Raw genomic sequence first — 20,386 nt, 5'->3', positions numbered from 1 at the left:
GAATTCAGCGCTGCACCGATTGCCGGGCGAAATAGACCGAGACAGCGGCGGCAACGCCCTTGGCCAGCTGCAACCGCCCATCGCGCGTCGCCATCCAGCCGGCCTCGGCATTGTTGCTAACATAGCCGGTTTCCAGCAGCACCGAGGGCGTGTCGGCCGATTTCAGCACCACCAGCGAGGCCTGCCGGTGATAGGGCGTGCGGAAGCGGAAATGCGGCAGCCCCTCGCGATGCAGGATCTCGGCAAAGCGCGCCGAGGATTCCATCGTGTCCCGCCGCGTCAGATCGATCAGGATCGAGCTGACCGCCGTGCTGGCGCCCGAGAGGTCCACGCCATTGATGATATCCGTGCGGTTCTCGCGCGCCGCCAACCGCGCGGCCTCGCGATCGGACGCGACATCGGACAGGGTGTAGACGGTGGCGCCGCGCGCCTCCCCGTCCTGCGCGGCGTCCGCGTGAATCGAAATGAACAGCCCGGCGCCCAGCTTGCTGGCGATGCTGTAGCGCTCCTGCAGGATGAGGAAGCGATCGTCCGAGCGGGTGAGAGCCACGCGGATGCGCCCAGTCTTGAGCAGTTCGTCCCGCACAGCCTGCGCGATGGCCAGCGTCAGATCCTTCTCGCGAATATCGAGGCTGGCATTATAGGCCCCGGGATCGTGCCCGCCATGGCCGGCGTCGATCACCACCAGCGGGCGGCGCGGGTCTTTCGGCCCTTCGATCGTCGGCAGGGGCACGGCCGGCGCAGCATCCGGAATGCGCACGACAAGGCGCGGCCCCTTGAGCGGGCGGCTCATATGGTTTGTGAGGTCGCCAGCGCCGGACGCAGGGGCCGAAGCCACAAGCACCTGCCCCCCGTCCGACGGCGCGGCAAGGCTCAGCACAAGAGCAGAAAATGCGGTCACCAGGGCCATGGAAGGCGACTTTTGCCGCCCATGCGCCGCCAGCGCCAGCCAAAAGTTAACCGGCCGGCAAGGCTCTTGCGTGCAGGGTGCCGCCGCGCTGGCAAGCGGCCTGGCTTGGTCTGGCAGCGCGGGGCCTTCTGCTTTTCCACGTTGCTCTGCGGAGCAAGCCCTGCTAGCGCTTCGTTCTCCCGGACAACCCGCTGTGCCCGACTGGCGCGCGGTGGGGATTTTTCCGGTTAATCATCGCCTTCTGGGCGATCCGACAGGTTGATGTTGCATGGGGCATGGCTTGATGAGCTTGGAGCGCGCGAAAGCGGGCCTTCAGCCGCGAGCACTGTTCAAGCCGGTATCCGCAGGACGCGGACATGCCCAGGCGACAGACACGCAATCCTTTTTTGAAAACCGGGGTTTTCAGCGCCGCTGCCGTGTCGACACGACACGCAAGAGCGCGCCCCCCTACATGACACCGGGTCGCCATCCCCGCTTGCGGCGCATGGCGATGACCGGCTGGAGAGACTTTAATGACAATGCGTATGCTGATCGATGCGCGCCACCGGGAAGAGACCCGGGTCGCGGTCGTAACGGGGAACCGGATCGAGGAGTTTGATTTCGAGAGCGCTGAACACAAGCAGCTCAAGGGCAATATCTATCTCGCCAAGGTTACCAGAGTCGAACCCTCGCTGCAGGCGGCGTTCGTCGATTACGGTGGCAATCGCCACGGCTTCCTCGCCTTTTCGGAAATTCACCCGGATTATTACCAGATCCCCCGCGAGGACCGTGAGGCGCTGCTGGCTGAAGAAGCCGCACATGCCGCCGAAGAGGCTGCCCTGCGCGGCGATGTCGACGACGAGGATGATCATGGCGAGGACGGCGTAGAAGTCGTCGAGCGCCCGAATCTCGACGAAGACGAAGAGAGCGAAGGCGAAGCGCCGGCCCGCAAGCAGAACGGCAAGGGCAATGAGCAGGCCGCAGAAGAAGTGCGCCGCAAGCGCATGGCCCTGCGCCGTCGCTACAAGATTCAGGACGTCATCAAGCGCCGCCAAGTGCTGCTCGTCCAGATCGTGAAGGAAGAGCGCGGCAACAAGGGCGCGGCGCTGACCACCTATCTCAGCCTCGCCGGCCGCTATTGCGTGCTGATGCCCAACACCAGCCATGGCGGCGGCATCTCGCGCAAGATCAGCAATGGTGCGGATCGCAAGCGGTTGAAGTCCATCATCGCCGAGATGAAGCTGCCCAACACCATGGGCTGCATCGTGCGCACGGCGGGCCTCTCGCGCACCAAGACCGAGATCAAGCGCGACTTCGACTATCTCGCCCGCCTGTGGGACGAGATTCGCGAGAACACGCTCAGGGCCGCCGCGCCGGAGCTGATCCACAATGACAGCGACCTCATCAAGCGCGCGATCCGCGATATCTACCACCGCGATATCGAGGAAGTGATCGTCGAGGGCGATGAAGGCTATCGCCAGGCGAAGGACTTCATGAAGCTGCTGATGCCGAGCCATGCCCGGCGCGTGAAGCAATATGCCGATCCGGTCTCGCTGTTCCAGCGCTTCGGGGTCGAGGACCAGCTCGCCGCGATGTATAATCCGGTCGTGCAGCTCAAGTCCGGCGGCTATCTGGTCATCAACCCGACCGAGGCGCTGGTCTCCATCGATATCAACTCGGGCCGCTCGACGCGCGAGCACAGTATCGAGCAGACCGCCACGGCCACCAATCTGGAAGCTGCGCGCGAGATCGCCCGCCAGCTGCGCCTGCGCGACATGGCCGGCCTCGTCGTCATCGACTTCATCGACATGGAGCACAACTCCAACATCCGTAAGGTCGAGAAGGCGATGAAGGAGGCGCTCAAGGACGATCGCGCCCGCATCCAGGTGGGCCGCATTTCCGGTTTCGGCCTCATGGAAATGAGCCGCCAGCGCCTGCGCACCGGCGTGCTGGAAGCCTCGACCCGGCCCTGCCCCCATTGCGAGGGCACCGGTCTCGTCCGCACGGCATCCTCGGCGGGCCTCTCGGCCCTGCGCATGCTGGAAGAGGAAGCCGCGCGCGGTCGCGGGAGCCAGATCACCCTGCGCGCCAGCCAGGAAGCGGCCTTCTACGTGCTCAACAACAAGCGCCGCGAACTCGATGAAATCGAGAACCGCTATGGCGTGACCATCCTCATCCTGCCCGATGGCGAGATCGAGGGCGCCCGCATGTCGGTCGAGGCCAGTGGCCCGCGCCCGACCATGCAGGTCAGCTATGCCCCCGTCATCACCGAAGAGGTGGAGGACGAAGAGGACGAGATCGAGGACGTCGAGGAAGAGGAAGAGGTCGCTGAAGAGCGCCAGCCTCGCGCAGACGACGAAGGTGGCGAGGGACGCAAGCGCAAGCGTCGCCGTCGTGGTCGCCGTGGCCGGCGTGACCGGGACGACCAGTCGCCGCAGGACAGCGATGGCGCTGCGTCCGACGAGGATGACGACGCGCAGGCCGATGCCGATGAGCGCGATGACGAGCAGGCCGAAGCCGGCCCGTCCGAATCGAGCGAGGCCGAAGGGTCTGACGAGGCACCGCGTCGCGGCCGCCGTGGTCGCCGTGGCGGTCGTCGCCGGCGGGGCGGACAGAGCGACGGTGCAGACAATGGCGCCGAAGCCAGCGAAGGCGCGACGGACGACGCAGCAGACGCCGCGCCGGTCGAATCGGCGGACGCTGCTGAGGCAGTGCAGGAGACGGTCGAGCCCGCATCGCCCGAGCCTGCTGCCGACGCGGAAGAAGCGCCTGCGCCCAAGCGCCGCCGCCGCACCCGCAAGGCTGCCGAAGCCACGGATGAAGCCGTGACGGTGGAAGTCTCGCCGGAACTGGCGGAGACTCCGACCCCCGAAGCGCCTGCTGCGGAAGCACCGACCGAGGCCGCCGAAGAGGCACCGGCACCCAAGCGCCGCACGCGCCGCAAGACGACCAAGGCTGCAGAAACGCCCGCCGCGACCGAGGGTGAAGCCCAGCCCGAAGCTGAGGCAAGCACCGAGGCGGCAGAAGAGGCGCCCAAGCCCGCCGCCAAGCCGCGCGCGCGTCGCAAGCCCAAGACCGTCGAGGCCGCCACCGAGGCGCGCGAGACGCTGGTCGCGGATGCCGCCGACACGGCCACGGACGCTGATGCGTCGGCGCAAGCCGATGGCGACAGCGCTGAAACGCCCCGTCGCGGCTGGTGGCAGCGCACGTTCGGCGCGTGACGCACACCGCCCTGCGGTCTGAGAACCGGCATGATGGGTCGCCCGATCCGTCATGCCGGGTTCAGGCTCGCCGGGCTAAGGGGCCGGTCATGGATCGGCCGCTCTCCCCTCCCCGGCAGCTTGCCGGCCAGCTCAAACCCCATCATGCCCGTGAGGCGGCTGTCGCGCCCTGGCTGATCGGCCGCCTTGTCGCCGTTCTTGCGCTGCTGAGCCTGCTCGCCGCGCAGCCCGCCCTGGCCCAATCCGTCCTGCGTGATGCCGAAACCGAAGCGCTGATGCGCGATGCCTCCGTCCCGATCATCCGGGCCGCCGGGCTCGATGAGCGCAATGTGCAGATGCTGGTGATCAACGATCCCAGCCTCAACGCTTTCGTCGCGGGCGGACAGATCGTCTGGTTCCACAGCGGCCTGATCGCCGAGGCCGATGATCTCAATCAGGTCCAGGGCGTGATGGCCCACGAGCTCGGCCATATCGAGGGCGGCCACATCGTGCGCTTTGCCGATGGCGCGCGGGAAGCGACCGGCATCCAGCTCGTCTCGCTGCTGCTCGGTGCGGCGGCGATGGCAGCGGGCGGGGGCGAGGCCGGCATGGGCATCATGGCGGCCGGTCAACAGGCCGCCATGGGCCGCTTCCTCACCTTCACCCGCACGCAGGAATCGAGCGCGGACGCCGCCGGCGCGCGCTATCTCAAGGCCGCAGGCATCAGCGGCAAGGGCAGCATCGCCTTCTTCCAGAAGCTGCAGAATCTGGAATATCGGCTCTACGTGCCGCAGGACACCTATGTCCGCACCCACCCGCTCTCGCGCGACCGCATCTCGGCCCTGACGGCGCTGTATGAGAATGATCCGGCCTGGAACAAGCCCACCGATCCGGCGCTGGAAGCCCGCTTCCAGCGTGTGCGCGCCAAGCTGATCGGCTTCGTCAGCGAGCCGGAAAAGACCCTCAAGCTTTATCCGCCCTCGGACCAGAGCCTGCCCGCCCATTATGCGCGGGCCTATGCCTATCATAAGAGCGCCTTCACCGAGAAAGCGCTGGCGGAAGTCGATACCCTGCTCAAGGCCGCGCCGCACGACCCCTATTTTCTGGAGCTGCAAGGGCAGGTCATGCTCGAATCCGGCAAGCCCGCCGATGCCATCCCGCCGCTGCGCGAGGCCGTGCAGCGCACCAATGGCGAGCCGCTGATCGCCGCGATGCTCGGCCATGCCCTCGTCGCGACCGAGGATGACAGCCATCTCGATGAGGCCGAGCGCGTGCTGCGCAACACGGTTGCGCGGGATCGGCAGAATCCGTTCGCCTGGTATTCGCTCGGCGTCGTCTATCAGCGCAAGGGCGACACCGCCCGCGCCGCGCTCGCCACGGCCGAGCGCTACTCGATGGAAGGGCAGGACGCGCTCGCCCTGCGCCATGCCGATGTGGCACTGGCCGGCATCCAACCCAATTCACCCGATTATCTGCGGGCGCAGGACATTGCGATGGCCAGCCGCGCCGCCATGGAAAGGACACGAAAGAAATGACGAACAAGGCAGGCGCGGGCGCGCTGTTCCGCGCAGCCGGGGTGATCGTGTCCGCGCTGGGCACCCGCACCGGCGAGCGCAAGCGCGGGCGGATGGTAATTCCGGCTCTGGCCGTTGCGCTGCTCGCCGGCGGCGCGGCGGTAACCTATGCGGCGACCAATCAAAGCCCAGCCATGCCGACGGCGGACCGCGCCGCCATCGAATCGGTGGTGCGCGACTATATCCTCGAACATCCCGAGATCATTCCGCAGGCGATGGAACGGCTGAAGGCCAAGCAGACCGCCGGCACCGTCGATCAGAACCGGTCCGCGCTGGAAACGCCCTATCCGGGCGCATGGGAAGGCGCGGCCCAGCCCAAGGTCACCCTCGTCGCCTTCATGGATTATGCCTGCGGCTATTGCCGCGCCGCGCTGCCGCATATCGAGGAACTGGTGAAGGCCAATCCCGATCTGCGCGTGGTCTATCGCGAACTGCCGATCATTGCCGATGGCAGTGCCAATGCGGCGAAGGTCAGCCTGCTGGCCGCCAGCGAGAACAAGTTCATGGCCTTCCACAAGGCGATGTACGCGGCCGGCGGCGTCTCCTCGGACGCCATCCTCAAGGCCGCGCGCACGGCGGGGCTGGATGCCGACAAGGCGAAGGCCGCCATTGCGGCGAAGGGCGGCGATGATGAGTTCATGAGCAACATCCGCCTCGCCCAGGCCCTCGGCGCCGAGGGCACGCCTTTGTTCGTCGTGGGCGATCAGGTGTTCAACGGCCTTGTCGGCACCGAGACGCTACAGGCGGCCGTGGACAAGGCGCGCACCAAGGGCTGATTGACCAGAGACGGCTTGGGTCGGCGCCGTTCAGGGCTCCAAGCCGGACGTTGGAGGCCCCCTCCGCTGCCAAGAGGGGGCCTCCCTTTGCACTGGCCTCCAATGCCCGGACGGTGGGACGAGAGGCGCGCAAAGTGACGGTCAGGACTTGGTCCTGATTCCGATCAGTGCGTAGAGCGGGCAGAAGCTGACGAACGCGGTGAGCAGCGGCACCAGGCCGATCCAGCCCCAGGACGTTCGCGGGCCGACAAAGACGAGCGCGATCAGCCCGAGGCCAATCAGGATCCGGATGGTCCGGTCCAGTCGTCCGATGTTCGCAGCCATGGCCACAGCCCTCTCACCATTTCATCTGATGGTGATGCTAAGCGGGTGGCGGGCGCCTGACCTTGATGAAGATCAAACAGGCCCGGCGTTCAGTCCAACAAGCGCAGCGCGTAGATTTTGGGCCAGTTCTTGCCGGTGACGTAGAGAAGCTGCGCCTTGGCATCCCACGCGATGCCGTTCAGCACGCCCTCGCCGCTCGCGCTCATATTCTTCGCCACCAGCGGTTGCAGGTTGATCCAGTCGTCGATCTTGCCGCTGGCCGGATCGATGCGGGCAATGAGCGGCGAGAACCAGATGTTCGCGTAGAGAACGTCGCCGACTTGCTCCAGCTCGTTGAGAAAGCGCACAGGCTCGCCTTCCCATGTGACGGTGACGCGGCGCTGCTCCTTGTAGCTCTCGGGATCGAGAAAGCGCAGGTCCGGCGTGCCATCGCTCATGATCAGCGCGTGGCCATCATGAGTGAGGCCCCAGCCCTCGCCGGTGTAGCGGAACGAGCCGATCGGCTTCAAATCCTTGCGGTTCCAGACGAAGCCGGTCTCGTCCTTCCAGGTGATGCTCACGATCCGGTCGCCCCAGATCGTACTGCCCTCGCCGAACACATCGGCGCGCATGGGCCGCCGCTGTAGGATCTTGCCGTCGCTCAGCCGCATGATCCGCACATCTGACTCGCCGACTTGGCCGGTGGTTTCGTAGATCAGCTCGCCATGGATGGTGAGGCCCTGGGTGAAGGCTTTTGTATCATGCGGCAGTTCGCGCACGATCTCCCATTTGATCTCCGCCTGCGCTGGCCCCGCGCTGAAGACGAGGACGAAGAGCGAGACCAATAGCCGCTTCATTCGGCGTCTTCCGCGAGCGCGTCGGCCTGCCAGTCCGGCAGCGTGATCCCCTCGAGCGAATCGACCGGACGATGATCCACCGCGAGCCCCAAAGCCGGATAGGCAATGCGCAGCCGGGCCGGGTCGGACCGGTCAAGCGGCACCACCACGAGCCGCCGGTTCACCTTGTTGCGATAGTGCATCCGCGCGGTATTCTCCTGCCCGACATAGCAGCCCTTGCCATAATCCACGCCGTGCAGCTCTTCCGCGTTGCACTCCAGCCAGAGCGTCTTGTCCTCGCCCAGCTCCGCCACGCCCTCGGGCACGCCCTGAGCCAGCCGATGCGCGCGATAGAAGTCCGAAGCGTCGCCCTCCCGCGCTGGGGCCAGCCACCGCCAGCCCAGCGCGGCGAGCCGGGGGTCGGCGGATGCCCCCTCGACCGGATCGGCAGACCAGTGGGCAGCAAGCCCTTCCTCTATCCCGATGGTGACGGGGCGGCGCAGCCGGTACAGCGTCAGCCTGCGGGCGAGCGCCTCGGCGCGCGATGCCTCGCAATCGATCAGCACATCCTCGCCGCCCGCCGGATCGGCCCAGAGGAGCATATCGTAGAGCGCCTTGCCCTGCGGCGTGAGCAGCCCGGCATAACGCGGCGCGCCCGGCTGCAGGCCGAGCACATCCTGCGTGAGCAGGCCTTGCAGGAACGGCCGCGCCTCCGCCCCGCCGACACGAAGGATGGCCCGATCGCGCAGCGTGGTTGCGAGGGGCGGCGTGGCAAGGGGGGTGGTGGCGGACATGCGCTTTAGGTAGGGGGAGAGGAGCACCAAGCCAAGAGAGGTTCGCGCGATGGCCCAGACATTCGACCTGCTGCTGAAGGGCGGCACCGTCCACCTCCCGAGCGGCCCCGCACGCGTGGACGTGGGAGTCAATGCCGGCAGGATCGCCGCGATCGGCACCAGCCTTGGCGATGCGGGCGAAACGATCGACTGCGCCGGCCTCGACGTGCTACCGGGCGTGATCGACAGCCAGGTCCATTTCCGCGAACCCGGGCTGGAGCATAAGGAAGATCTCGAATCGGGCAGCCGTGCCGCGGTGCTGGGCGGCGTGACCGCCGTGTTCGAGATGCCGAACACCAATCCGAATACGGACACTGCCGAGCGCGTGGCCGACAAGCTCAAGCGCGCCCATCACCGCATGTGGTGCGACCATGCCTTTTATGTCGGCGCGACCGGCGACAATGCCGAGCAGCTCGGCGAACTGGAGCGCATCCCCGGCACGGCGGGCGTCAAGATATTCATGGGCGCTTCCACCGGCAGCCTGCTCGTCGCCGAGGACGAGGCCCTCGCGCGGGTGCTCGCCCATGGTCATCGCCGCGTCGCCGTGCATTGCGAGGACGAGGCGCGGATGAATGCGCGCAAAGATGAGCGGATCGAGGGCGATCCGGCCAGCCACCCGGTCTGGCGCGACGATGAAAGCGCGATGATGGCCACCCGCCGCATCGTGAAGCTGGCGCGCGAAGCCGGCCGCCGCATCCATGTGCTGCACGTCACAACGCCCGCCGAGCTGGAATTCCTCAGCCAGCACAAGGATGTCGCGACCTGCGAGGTGACGCCGCAGCATCTCACGCTGGCGGGCGAGGATGCCTATCCGCGCCTCGGCACCTATGCGCAGATGAACCCGCCGATCCGCAGCGCTGCCCATCGCGAGGGGCTGTGGCACTGGGTCGGCCAGGGCGTGCCCGATGTGCTCGGCTCCGACCACGCGCCACACACCAAGGAAGAAAAGGCCAAGACCTATCCTGCCAGCCCGAGCGGTATGCCCGGCGTGCAGACTTTGGTGCCGCTTTTGCTCGATCACGTGGCGAACGGCCGCCTGACGCTGCAGCGCTTTATCGATCTGACCAGCGCCGGACCGCAGCGCATCTTTGGCCTGGTCGGCAAGGGCCGCATCGCGACCGGCTATGATGCCGACTTCACCGTCGTCGACCTCAAGGCGCGCTGGACGATGGGCGCGGACTGGATGGCCTCGCGCTGCGGCTGGTCGCCGTTTGAGGGCATGAGCGTGACCGGCCGACCGGTCGGCACCATCGTGCGCGGCCATCGGGTGATGTGGGACAACCAGCTCGCCAATGAGGCGGTGGGCGAACCGGTGCGCTTCGAGGCGACCGAGTTCCCTGGCCACTAAGGCGAAGGCAAAAGGGGGAAGGCGGGGCGATGGCGACAACGCGGAGCACCACGAGACGCAAGGCGCCCCGGCGCAAGGGCCTGCGCTTTCCCGGCAATCCCACCAGCCTGCCGGGCAAGCTGTTCCGCTGGCTGCTGATGCTCATCCTCGGCTTCATCGGCATCTCGTTGCTGCAGGTGCTGGTCTATAAATTCGTGCCAGTGCCGGTGACGATCACCATGCTGATGGACAAGAACGGCATCACCAAGGACTGGACGCCGCTTTCGGACATGGATCCCGACATGCCGCGTGCCGCCATTGCGGGCGAGGACGCCAAATTCTGCCAGCATCACGGCTTCGACACCGATGCCATCCGCCAGGCCATGCAACAGAACGCACGCGGCGGGCGCATTCGCGGCGGCTCCACGATCAGCCAGCAGACCGCCAAGAATGTCTTTCTCTGGCAGGGCGGCGGCTTCTTCCGCAAAGGACTGGAAGCCTGGTACACAGTGCTGATCGAGGCGATCTGGGGCAAGCGCCGAATCATGGAAGTCTATCTCAACGTCGCCGAGACGGGCATCGGCACCTATGGCGTGCAGGCCGGCGCAATCCGCTATTTCAACCATGGCGCAGACAGGATGAGCCGCACCGAGGCCGCCCGCATCGCGGCGGTCCTCCCCCTGCCCAAAAAGCGCGGCGCCATCGCCCCCACCGGCTTCACCCGCCGCCACGGCAACAACATCGCCCGCTGGATCGGCCATGTGAAAGCCGACGGACTGGATGCCTGCCTGGATCTGAACTGAGCGGGCAGACGCTGTTCCCGCACAAAGAGCAAATAAGCCGCGCAACAAAAAGGGCGGAGGCATCGCTGCCCCCGCCCTTCCGGTTTCTATTCGCGGCAGATCAGAAGCTGAAGCGCGCGCCCACGCGGACCTGATAAACCGACTGACGGGTCTGAACAACTTCCTGCGGCGTTGTGGGAGAAGCATAGCGGTACTGTGTACATGCGGCGTTGCCGCACGTCACGGTAACCACTGCAGCTTGATATGGGAACGCGACCTGACGAAGCTGCCCCCAGTCCCGATTCAGCAGGTTCAGAACATTCTCGATGTCCGCGAACAGCGTAATCCGCGACCGACCGACAACCGCCGGGATCTCCTGCTCCATGTGAAGATCGATCTTCGTGAAGCTGGGCGAGCGTCCGACGTTCTTCGGTGCAGTTTGACCCTGGAAGTTCTTAAGGACAGATCCGTTCACGAGATCGCGAACAGCCTCGTACACAGCAGTGCTGGCATATACCACATTTGCATCGGCCGTCTGGCTGCTCACATTCGGGACATAGAGGAGATGACGACCGCCCGTGCGGTTGATCCCGTACAATTGCGAGACGCCACCAACAGCCGATGCATCGTTCATGGTGTAGCTGAATGCACGACCGTCACGCGTCTCGCCGAAAAGCTGGAAGCGCGTCTTGTAGTCGCCGAAGAACGCATGCTCGAAGCCGGCATAATATTTGAACTGCCATTTGATCTGGTCGTTGGCGGTTCCGTAAGCCGGATAATTGGGATCCACGTACACAGCATTGGTAAAGTTGGATCCCGGCGTGGAAGAAGTCAGAGGGCTGAGTTCCTTGACATCCTGCCAAGTGTAGCTGCCGCCGAACGAAAAACCGTTCTGGAACGATTTGTCGAACCGGACCACACCGACGATACTCCGCCCCTGATCGCCGTTCGTGAGCATCAGGTCTTCATTGCTGTCGGTCGGGCCAACCACGCTCACATATTTGGGGCGGCCATCCAGAGTGATCGCGCCCGTCTTTACAAACCGGGCATTCGTAACGACCAGCGCGTCCTTGACCCGCGTGTAGAGCAGATCCGCACCGAATTTCCAGCCATCGCCCAGCGCGCCAAAATCGGCACGGTAGTCAGCGGACAGGCTGAATTTCCACTGGCTCGGCAGTTTCAACTCAGGATCGAGGAGCGCTGTAGAACCGGTCGTGCCGGCAGATGCGTTTGAAACCGCGTCCATCACGGCTTGTGCGACACCTTGGCCTGTCACGTTCAGCAGACCAGCCGCCGGACCACCTGTCACGGCACCGGCGGCATTGCGCTGGATGGTCAGGCTGGACGTCACGATGCCGGTGTTGCTGTAGCTGTTGGAGACCCACACGTCCGGTGAACCGCCTCCGAACAGGCCGCCGCCGCCGCGCACGGACAACCGGTCATTTACCCGCCAGTCGAAGCCGACGCGTGGTTGCAAGACATCGCGTCCACCAAGCGTGGCCGTGTTGGTGAAGCCCAAACGATTATAAACATTGGAATTCAACGGAACGGGCGTGTTCATGTCATACACGTCCCAACGCACGCCATAGGTGAAAGTGAAGTCAGGCGTGACTTCCCAGTCGTCCATGATGCCGAACGTAAACATTGTATAACGGAACTGTGCAGCAGCGTCCGAAAGCTCCTGAGAGCGCGCGCCCTGATAGCGTAGCGCGCTTGCACGCCGGTTTTGGAAGTCTTGGATCGAATCGAAGTAGTAAGTACCCAACGCATGCTGGAGGAACGCGTTATAGGTCTTCACATTCTCGAAGCCTGCCAGCAGCCGTACACGGTGGCTGTTCAGGTTAAGCTCACCGAGGAACTGCCCCGAAAAATTCTCGCTTTCCAATGCATTGAAGTGGCGCGAGGCATCCGGACCGATGTTGATAACGGGAACACCACTGGTGCAGGTCGTCGGAGAGGCCGAGACCGCCGGGTCAACCTGCGATGTCTCATCAGCGCAGATCGAGAACTGGGAGAAATTCGCGCCCTGCGTCGGGTTCTGACCGCGTGTGTACTTACGATAGGCGACGCGCGCCTCAGTCGAGAAGGTGTCCGACCAGTCACTGTTGAGCTGGAAGACGCCGGAGTGGACCTTCTCGCTCAGAATATAGTTGTTCGATGACAGCCCATATTGCGGCCGGGTCGCGCTGAACTCCGTACCTGAGTAGAAGTTATTGTCCCGCCCGGTCTGCACATAGAACGAGCCGTCGTTATGGATATAGGTCAGGGCAGCGCGGTGATTGTCGGACAGGTTCGCGTCGAGCTTTACGACAACCTTGTCGTCCCGCTCTGTGTTGCTCGTCGGGACGCCACCCGCGTCATAATCGTAGACGCTCTGCGCAATGCCGGAAATCCGATCGAGCAGGCCTTGCGTGACGCCCTGAACCTCACTGCCGAAGCCCCCACCGATAGGCCCGATATTGATCGGCGTCGATTCACGCGCACGCTCGCCGGAAACCATGAAGAACAGACGGTCGGGGATGATCGGCCCGCGCAGCGTCGCGCCATAGACGCGGCTCTCGAAATCGAGATTGAGGGGCCGGTCCTTGGTGCGGTTGCCGGTCAGACCGTCGCTACTGAAGCTGTAGAAGCCGGTGCCATGCCAGTCATTGGTACCTGAGAGCAGCACCACATCGATGGCGCCGCCCTGCAAATCGCCGGCCGAGATGTCATATGGCGCGACCTTGACCGAGACCTGACCGATCGCATCGAGCGGAACCGGGCCACGACCGGTGGGCAAGCCACCATTGTTCAGACCGAAGTCGTCGGAGAACTGCACGCCGTCGACCGAGAAGCGGTTGAAACGGGGGTTCTGGCCGGCGATGGAAACAGCGCGGCTGTTCGTGAGATCGAGCGTGGCGAAAGCATCGCGACGAACCACGTCGCGAATATCGCGGTTGACCGAAGCGACACCCTCGATGTCATCGCGGGTAAACGCGCTGGCGGGACCCTGGCTGTAAGAGCCTGCGCCGGTGACGGCGGAGGCTGTCACGACGATGGTCTCACCCTCGGCTGTGAGCGCGATGGGCAGACGGAAGGTCTGGCCGGCCGTGAGATTGGCATCCGTGACGGTCGCATCGAGATAGCCCGGCGCACTGACCATGATGGTGTAAGGCCCACCAATGCGCAGGCCGCTGGTCGAGAAGCTGCCGTCGGCGCCCGTCGTGGTGCGCGAGACGGTGCCCGAGGGGACGTGCGTCACGGTGACGGCGGCACCGGCGACCGGCGCGCCTTCCGCCGTGACCGTGCCGCGCACGGACGAGGTGGTTTCCTGCGCATGGGCAGGGCTGAGCGCCACGCAGGTGGCGATGCTCGCGGCCGAGGCAGCGAGGAAGAAGCGGAAGTTGCGCATCGAAGATCCCCTTTAGATCATCACGAAAACTGGTCTTGAGCCGTCCTGTTCACGGCTGCCTTCACCCCTCTGGGCTCGGACACATCCTCTCGCCTGGTCTGCGATCCTTATGTCAGCGCCCGTGTCTGGCGGACGTGACTCAATTATGACGATGGCGGGTTCATACTGGCGACCGGCCCATTCTCGCCATTGCGAAATGAGCGGTATGTACCCGAAATAAGGAGCAAAATTCCGCAAACCGCTCATTATGCGGCAATAAAATCGCGCGATATCAATGGCATATTGTGCAGTGCGGCATCCATGCAACGCTCGCGCAAAATCTTGCCATAAGATGAACGGATCGGCGGCCCGATCAACCGTCTGGGCTGCCCGCGAGGCTCAGTCGCGCGAGATGATGGGCCGCTGCACAAGCGGACGCGAACAGGGGAAGATGAAAAGCACGAGCAGCAGCCAGATCAGGCCGACCGCCCAGCCGCCCGCCACATCGCTCGGCCAATGCACGCCGAGCCACACCCGGCTGGCCCCGGTGGCGAGGATCATCGCGGCGCAGATCCATGTCACCACCCGGCTTCGCGCCAGCAGCGCGATCGCACCATAGAGCGCCATCGTACCTGCCGCATGGCCGCTGGGGAAGCTGGTGCCCACGGTCTCGATCACGCTCGTCGGCATATAGGGGATCATCATCATCGGGCGCGGCGCGTTGAAGCCGAGCTTCACCACCCCGATGACGAGCGCGGTCCCCACGCCCGCGACCAGCAGCGGGATCAAGCGTTCGGGATGCCCCAGCTTGATGAAGACCAGCCCCACCGCCAGCACGATCAACGTGCGACCGCCCACCGCGCCCAGCCGGTCCAGCGCCACCGCGCCATGCGTCACCAGCCCCGCACCGCGCACGCCGTGCAGCTTGCCCGCCAGTCCCATCAGCCGCTCATCAATGGGCGCGAACAGGCCGGTGGGCTGGAGGAATCCGATGGCCGCGACCAGCAACGCCAGGCCGAGCGCAAAACTGAGCGCGACGCCCGGAGTTGGCAGTTGCCGCATCCGCCTTTGGATCAGATGTGGAGCGCCCGCCCATAAGCGGCCAGCACGCTCTCGTGCATGGATTCGCTGATAGTCGGGTGCGGGAAGACCGTCTGCATGAAGTCCTGCTCCACCAGCTCGGCCGTCTTGCCGATGGTATAGCCCTGGATCATCTCGGTCACCTCGGCGCCGACCATATGCGCGCCGAGCAGCTCGCCGGTCTTGGCGTCGAACACGGTCTTCACGAAGCCTTCCGCCTCGCCGAGCGCGATCGCCTTGCCATTGCCGATGAACGGGAAGGTGCCGACCTTGACGGTATAGCCCGCGTCCTTGGCCTTCGCCTCGGTCAGGCCCACCGAGGCGACCTGCGGCTGGCAATAGGTGCAGCCCGGAATGTTGAGCGGGTCCATCTCATGCGGGTGGACATCCTTGTTGCCCAGCGCCTGCGCAATCGCCTCGGCGGCGGTCACGCCCTCATGGCTGGCCTTGTGCGCGAGCCATGGCGGCGCGGTGACATCGCCGATGGCCCAGATGCCATCGACGCCGGTGCGGCACAGGCCGTCGGTCTTGATATGGCCGCGCTCCAGCGTGACGCCCAGCGCCTCCACCCCGATGTTCTCCGTGTTCGGCACGATGCCGATGGCGACGATGCAATGGCTGAACTCGCTGGTCTCGCTCTTGCCATCCTTGCCCTTGATGGCGGCGGTGACGCCACTGTCGCTGGCCTTGAGACTCTCCAGCGAGGCGCCTGTGACGATCTTCATGCCACGCTTGGTGAGCTGCTTTTCGAGGAACGCCGAGACATCCTTGTCCTCGACCGGCACGATACGGTCCATCATCTCGACCACGGTCACATCCGCGCCCATGTCGTTATAGAAGCTCGCGAACTCGATGCCGATGGCGCCCGAGCCGATGACCAGCAGCTTGCCCGGCATTTCCGGCGGGGTCATCGCGGTGCGATAGGTCCAGATACGCTTGCCGTCCGCCGGCGCGAACGGCAGGTCGCGTGCCCGCGCACCGGTCGCCACGATGATGTGCTTGGCCGCCAGATCGGTCTTCTTGCCGTCCTGGTCCGTCACCGAGAGCTTGCCCTTGCCGGTGATCGTGCCGGTGCCCATGTGCACGGCGACCTTGTTCTTCTTCATCAGGTGCGTGACGCCGGCGTTGAGCTGCTTGGCGACACCGCGCGAGCGCTTCACCACCGCCTCGATGTCCGCGCTGATTTTCTCAGCGGCCAGGCCATAATCCTTGGCGTGGCTCATATAATGGAAGATCTCGGCCGAGCGCAGCAGCGCCTTGGTCGGGATGCAGCCCCAGTTGAGGCAGATACCGCCGAGCAGCTCGCGCTCCACAATGGCCGTCTTGAGGCCAAGCTGGCTCGCGCGGATCGCCGCGACATAGCCGCCGGGGCCGGAACCGAGAACGATGACGTCATAGGATTCAGACACGAAATGCTCCATTCAAAAGCCCCTCTCCCCTTGAGGGAGAGAGGTCTAAAATGACCAACTGCGCCTTCATTGCGCGTTCGCCAGGGGCGGCACCCTGCGGGGGCGGCGCACTTCGTCGATGGCGACGAAGATGAACCGGGCCTGCGTGACCTTGTAGGTTTCCTCGCTGTGCCGCGCGCGGCGCCAGGCTTCGACCTCAATGGTCATCGACGTGCTGCCCACCTTCACGAGCGTCGCGAAGACGGAGACCTCGTCCCCCACCAGCACCGGGCGGTGGAACTGCATGCCTTCCACGGCGATGGTGACAGCCCGGCCCTTGCTGTGCCGCGAGGCGACAAGCGCCGCCGCCATATCCATCTGGCCCATCAGCCAGCCGCCGAAAATGTCCCCATAGGGATTGGCATCCGCCGGCATCGCGGTGATCCGCGTGGCGGGCGCACCTTCCGGCAGGACATCCTCGTCAGCGGCCATGGTGCGCTTACGCCACCAGACCCAGCGGCGCCTCTACCAGTTCCTTGAACACCTTCATCAGCTCCGCGCCGTCCGCGCCATCGATGGCGCGATGGTCGAAGCTGCCGGTGGCGGACATGACGGTCGCGATGCCAAGCGCATCGTCGATCACATAAGGCCGCTTCTCGCCTGCGCCGATCGCCATGATCATCGCCTGCGGCGGATTGATCACTGCCTCGAACTGCTTGATGCCCATCATGCCCATGTTGGAGAGGCTGGCCGTGCCGCCGGTGAACTCTTCCGGCTTGAGCTTGCCTTCCTTGGCGCGGGTGGCGAGGTCCTTCATCGCGGTCGAGATGGCGGAGACGGACTTGGCGCCGGCATCGGTGATGATCGGCGTGATCAGTCCGCCCTCGATGGACACCGCCACCGAGATGTCGGCCCGGCTGAACTTGAGCAGCTGGTCGCCGGCGAACTGCACATTGCACTTGGGTACGGCGATCAGCGCCTTGGCCAGCGCCTTGATGAGCAGATCGTTGACCGAGAGCTTCACGCCCTGCGATTCGAGCGCCTTGTTGAGATCGCCACGCAGCTTGAGCAGCGCATCGAGGCGCACATCCACGGTGAGGTAGATGTGCGGCACCTGCTGCTTCGATTCGGTGAGGCGGCGCGCAATGGTCTTGCGCATGTTCGAGAGCTTCTCGACCTCGTGCGGAATGCCGAAATCCTGCGCGGTCGCGGCCACCGGGGCAGGCGCGGCCGGAGCAGACGCTGCGGGCGCCGCGGACGGGCTCGCGGCGGGCTTGGGCGCGGTGCTGCCGGGCTTCACCCCCTCCAGATCTGCCTTCACGATGCGGCCATTGGGACCAGTACCGGAAACCGCAGCCAGATCGATGCCGCTGTTCGTGGCGATGCGGCGGGCAAGCGGGCTCGCCTTGACGCGATCTCCAGAGGAGGCAGCGGCCGGCGCAGCGGTCGATTTCGCGACTTCCGGCTCCGGCTTGGGGGCGCTGGCGGCTTCCGGCTTCTTCTCCGGAGCGGCGTCGGCCTTGGGCGCGGGCTTGGCTGCAGCGGGGGCATCGCCGCTCGGCACGTCCTCGCCTTCCTCGACCAGCACCGCGATGACGGTGCCAACCTTCACATTGTCGGTCCCTTCGGCGACGAGGATCTTGCCGACGACCCCTTCGTCCACGGCTTCAAATTCCATGGTGGCCTTGTCGGTCTCGATTTCGGCGAGCAGATCGCCAGACGAGACGGTGTCGCCTTCCTTCACGAGCCATTTCGAAAGCGTGCCTTCCTCCATGGTCGGCGAGAGGGCGGGCATCTGGATATTGATCGCCATGGGGGCCAGGCTTTCCTGTTTTTCGGGTTGGACAATCACCGGCCACCTTCACGCTTTGCCCGTCGGGGTCAAGGCCATCCCTTGCATCCAGACCGAATTTCCCGCACCTACCGAGCCGGTTTCTTCGGGGGAGCAGGCGATGATGCGGACTTATCTCGTCGTGGTGGACGAAAGCAGCGAGGCGGAATCGGCCCTGCTGTTCGCCGCGCGCCGCGCTGCCAAGACGGGCGGCGGCGTGCATATGCTGGCGCTCGTGCCCAAGACCGAGTTCGTCCAATGGGGCGCCGTGCAGGCGACGATGGAGGAGGAAGCGCGCGCCCGCGCCGAGGCTCTCGCGGCCAGCGCCGCCGGCACGCTGATGGCGGAAGCCGGCATCCAGCCCGCAATCACGGTCAAGGTCGGCGATCCCGTGGCATCGGTGAAGGAGATGCTGGCCTCGGGCGAAACGGTCGCCGCGCTCGTGCTCGGCGCCGCGCCCAAGGGTGCGCCCGGACCACTGGTGGCGCACTTTGCCGGCAATGATGCCGGCACACTGCCCTGCCCGGTGATGATCATTCCCGGATCGCTGAGCCGCGAGGATATCGAGCGGCTGAGCTGAGGGTCCGCTGCCGCCAAGTCAAATCAAAGCCGTGCTCCTGCGAAAGCAGGAGCCTAGGGCGGCGAGGTTCGTCGGTTGAGCCCTGGGCTCCTGCCTTCGCAGGAGCACTGTTAATTTCATTACGACAATGAAAAAGGGGCCGACCTTCGCCAGCCCCTCCTTCAAAATCCGATTGCGGCGGGTTCAGCCCGGCTGATTGGCCCGTTCGGCGCCATTGCCGTCCAGATTCTCCGCGACGAACGCCCAGTTGACGTGCTTCTTGAGGATCGTGTCCGCGAAGTTGGGGCGCGCGTTGCGATAATCGATGTAATAAGCATGCTCCCACACATCGAGGATGAACAGCGGCGTATCGCCATGCGCCACCGGGCAATCGGCGTCGTGATAGCTGGTCACTTCCAGCTTGCCGTCCTTGAGGATCAGCGCGGCCCAGCCGCTGGCGAAGTGGCCGACGGCTTCCGCCTTCAGCTTCTCGATCAGCGCGTCGGTCGAGCCGAAGCCTTCGTTGATGAGATCGGCCAGCTTGCCGCTCGGCTGCTGCGTCTCGGGCGAGAGGCACTGCCAGAAGAAGCTGTGGTTCCAGATCTGGCCGACCTGGTTGAACAGCCCGCCCTTGGAGGACTTGATGAGCTCCACGAGCGACTTGCCCTGCAGGGCCGGATCGGCGGCAACCAGCTCATTGGCCTTCGTCACATAGGCATTGTGGTGCTTGCCGTGGTGATAGTCGAAGGTCTCGGCCGACATGTCGTCGCCAAAGGCGGTCTTGGCATAGGGAAGGTCGGGCAGTGTGAATGCCATGGCGCTAATCTCCTCTTGGTGCATTAAAGTCGTTCTGCAGGCGAAACGCGCAGGCGCGCGATTCGTGTCGGTTGCCCGCAGCAGATGGCGCGTAGACCGGCAGCTTTCCAGTCATCTCTCCCGATCAGCGCCAAATATAATTTCGATATGACAGCGGCGCGACTTTGGCATAGCCTGTGCGATGGCCGATAACCGGCTTTAGGGGAGGGTGCGGTCAAAGCACCCGGCAAACGACTGGGGGAGCATCATGACGAAACTGTTCGGCAATCTGCATCTCGTCCTGCTGATCGGGGTTATTCTGACCCTGGCTGTCATTTACGGCATTGGCCCGAATGGCGAATCCGTCTCCGCCGCCTTGCGCTGGCTGCACACCTTCTTCGGCATTTTGTGGATCGGCCTGCTCTATTACTTCAATTTCGTGCAGATCCCGACCATGCCCAAGGTGCCGGCAGAGTTGAAGCCGGGCGTCTCCAAGTTCATCGCGCCCTCCGCGCTGTTCTTCTTCCGCTGGGCCGCGGCGCTGACCGTGCTGACCGGTTTGCTGGTGGCATGGCGCACCGGCTATCTGCACGAGGCGTTCGCGTTCAAGGCACCCTATCAACTGATCGGTCTGGGCATGTGGCTCGCCGTGATCATGGCGATCAATGTGTGGTTCGTGATCTGGCCGGCGCAGAAGAAGGCGCTGGGGCTGGTGGCCGCCGACGATGCGACCAAGGCCAGCGCTGCCACGCGCGCGATGATCTTCAGCCGCACCAACACGCTGCTGTCGATCCCGATGCTCTACTGCATGGTCAACTTCAACGGCGGCTGAGCGGCCGGCGC

At 64.8% G+C, this 20,386-nt stretch carries 17 protein-coding genes; 7 read left to right on the top strand and 10 right to left on the bottom strand.

Annotation, left to right across the window (positions count from 1 at the left end):
* Positions 1 to 4 precede the first annotated feature (4 nt).
* Positions 5 to 910, bottom strand: coding sequence for an N-acetylmuramoyl-L-alanine amidase family protein (locus M2336_RS04775; protein ID WP_413716177.1), 906 nt, complete (start codon positions 908 to 910; stop codon positions 5 to 7).
* Between the two features lie 512 nt (positions 911 to 1,422).
* On the opposite strand from M2336_RS04775, the gene M2336_RS04770 reads away from it, so the two are divergent.
* From M2336_RS04770 to M2336_RS04760, 3 genes are all read left to right on the top strand, one after another.
* Positions 1,423 to 4,110 (top strand): Rne/Rng family ribonuclease, encoded by a 2,688-nt coding sequence (locus tag M2336_RS04770; RefSeq protein ID WP_264574169.1) that lies wholly within the window; start codon positions 1,423 to 1,425, stop codon positions 4,108 to 4,110.
* An 89-nt stretch (positions 4,111 to 4,199) separates the two neighbouring features.
* Entirely contained in the window at positions 4,200 to 5,624 is a 1,425-nt protein-coding gene (locus M2336_RS04765) for a M48 family metalloprotease (protein WP_264574168.1), read from the top strand.
* On the top strand, positions 5,621 to 6,439 hold the full coding sequence (locus M2336_RS04760) for a DsbA family protein (protein ID WP_264574167.1): 819 nt from the start codon (positions 5,621 to 5,623) through the stop codon (positions 6,437 to 6,439). Before M2336_RS04765 ends, M2336_RS04760 begins: the two co-directional genes overlap by 4 nt.
* 141 nt (positions 6,440 to 6,580) lie before the next feature.
* On the opposite strand, the gene M2336_RS04755 is transcribed toward M2336_RS04760, so the two are convergent.
* The 3 genes from M2336_RS04755 to M2336_RS04745 form a co-directional block, all read right to left on the bottom strand.
* Complete coding sequence (locus M2336_RS04755) at positions 6,581 to 6,763, bottom strand: DUF2892 domain-containing protein (protein WP_264574166.1); 183 nt, start codon at positions 6,761 to 6,763, stop codon at positions 6,581 to 6,583.
* Positions 6,764 to 6,852: 89 nt separating this feature from the next.
* Positions 6,853 to 7,599 (bottom strand): glutaminyl-peptide cyclotransferase, encoded by a 747-nt coding sequence (locus M2336_RS04750; protein WP_264574165.1) that lies wholly within the window; start codon positions 7,597 to 7,599, stop codon positions 6,853 to 6,855.
* Positions 7,596 to 8,372 carry a YgfZ/GcvT domain-containing protein gene (locus M2336_RS04745; RefSeq protein ID WP_264574164.1) on the bottom strand — a complete coding sequence of 259 codons (777 nt, stop codon included), beginning with the start codon at positions 8,370 to 8,372 and terminating at the stop codon, positions 7,596 to 7,598. The genes M2336_RS04750 and M2336_RS04745 overlap by 4 nt, the downstream gene beginning before the upstream one ends.
* A gap of 49 nt (positions 8,373 to 8,421) precedes the next feature.
* Between M2336_RS04745 and M2336_RS04740 the strand changes: the two genes are divergently transcribed.
* Positions 8,422 to 9,759, top strand: coding sequence for a dihydroorotase (locus M2336_RS04740; RefSeq protein WP_264574163.1), 1,338 nt, complete (start codon positions 8,422 to 8,424; stop codon positions 9,757 to 9,759).
* A gap of 29 nt (positions 9,760 to 9,788) precedes the next feature.
* Complete coding sequence (gene mtgA, locus M2336_RS04735) at positions 9,789 to 10,541, top strand: monofunctional biosynthetic peptidoglycan transglycosylase (protein WP_264592588.1); 753 nt, start codon at positions 9,789 to 9,791, stop codon at positions 10,539 to 10,541.
* Positions 10,542 to 10,641: 100 nt separating this feature from the next.
* On the opposite strand, the gene M2336_RS04730 is transcribed toward mtgA, so the two are convergent.
* The 5 genes from M2336_RS04730 to M2336_RS04710 form a co-directional block, all read right to left on the bottom strand.
* Entirely contained in the window at positions 10,642 to 13,911 is a 3,270-nt protein-coding gene (locus tag M2336_RS04730) for a carboxypeptidase regulatory-like domain-containing protein (RefSeq protein ID WP_264592587.1), read from the bottom strand.
* 378 nt (positions 13,912 to 14,289) lie between these two features.
* Positions 14,290 to 14,952: a phosphatase PAP2 family protein gene (locus M2336_RS04725; RefSeq protein WP_264592586.1), complete on the bottom strand. Its 663-nt coding sequence runs from the start codon at positions 14,950 to 14,952 to the stop codon at positions 14,290 to 14,292.
* Between the two features lie 11 nt (positions 14,953 to 14,963).
* Positions 14,964 to 16,379 carry a dihydrolipoyl dehydrogenase gene (gene lpdA, locus M2336_RS04720; protein WP_264592585.1) on the bottom strand — a complete coding sequence of 472 codons (1,416 nt, stop codon included), beginning with the start codon at positions 16,377 to 16,379 and terminating at the stop codon, positions 14,964 to 14,966.
* A gap of 66 nt (positions 16,380 to 16,445) precedes the next feature.
* Entirely contained in the window at positions 16,446 to 16,850 is a 405-nt protein-coding gene (locus M2336_RS04715) for an acyl-CoA thioesterase (RefSeq protein ID WP_181560855.1), read from the bottom strand.
* A gap of 7 nt (positions 16,851 to 16,857) precedes the next feature.
* On the bottom strand, positions 16,858 to 18,171 hold the full coding sequence (locus M2336_RS04710; RefSeq protein WP_264574158.1) for a pyruvate dehydrogenase complex dihydrolipoamide acetyltransferase: 1,314 nt from the start codon (positions 18,169 to 18,171) through the stop codon (positions 16,858 to 16,860).
* A 142-nt stretch (positions 18,172 to 18,313) separates the two neighbouring features.
* Here M2336_RS04710 and M2336_RS04705 point away from each other — a divergent pair, with 142 nt between their 5' ends.
* A complete protein-coding gene (locus M2336_RS04705; protein WP_181561548.1) occupies positions 18,314 to 18,769 on the top strand; it encodes a universal stress protein in 456 nt (151 codons plus the stop codon).
* Between the two features lie 183 nt (positions 18,770 to 18,952).
* Here M2336_RS04705 and M2336_RS04700 read toward each other — a convergent pair whose 3' ends face one another.
* Entirely contained in the window at positions 18,953 to 19,564 is a 612-nt protein-coding gene (locus tag M2336_RS04700; protein ID WP_264574157.1) for a superoxide dismutase, read from the bottom strand.
* A gap of 247 nt (positions 19,565 to 19,811) precedes the next feature.
* On the opposite strand from M2336_RS04700, the gene M2336_RS04695 reads away from it, so the two are divergent.
* A complete protein-coding gene (locus tag M2336_RS04695) occupies positions 19,812 to 20,375 on the top strand; it encodes a urate hydroxylase PuuD (protein WP_264574156.1) in 564 nt (187 codons plus the stop codon).
* Positions 20,376 to 20,386 lie beyond the last annotated feature (11 nt).

It is taken from the genome of Sphingobium sp. B1D7B (assembly GCF_025961965.1).
Lineage (GTDB): Bacteria > Pseudomonadota > Alphaproteobacteria > Sphingomonadales > Sphingomonadaceae > Sphingobium.
This window is presented reverse-complemented; position numbering and strand designations above follow the sequence as displayed.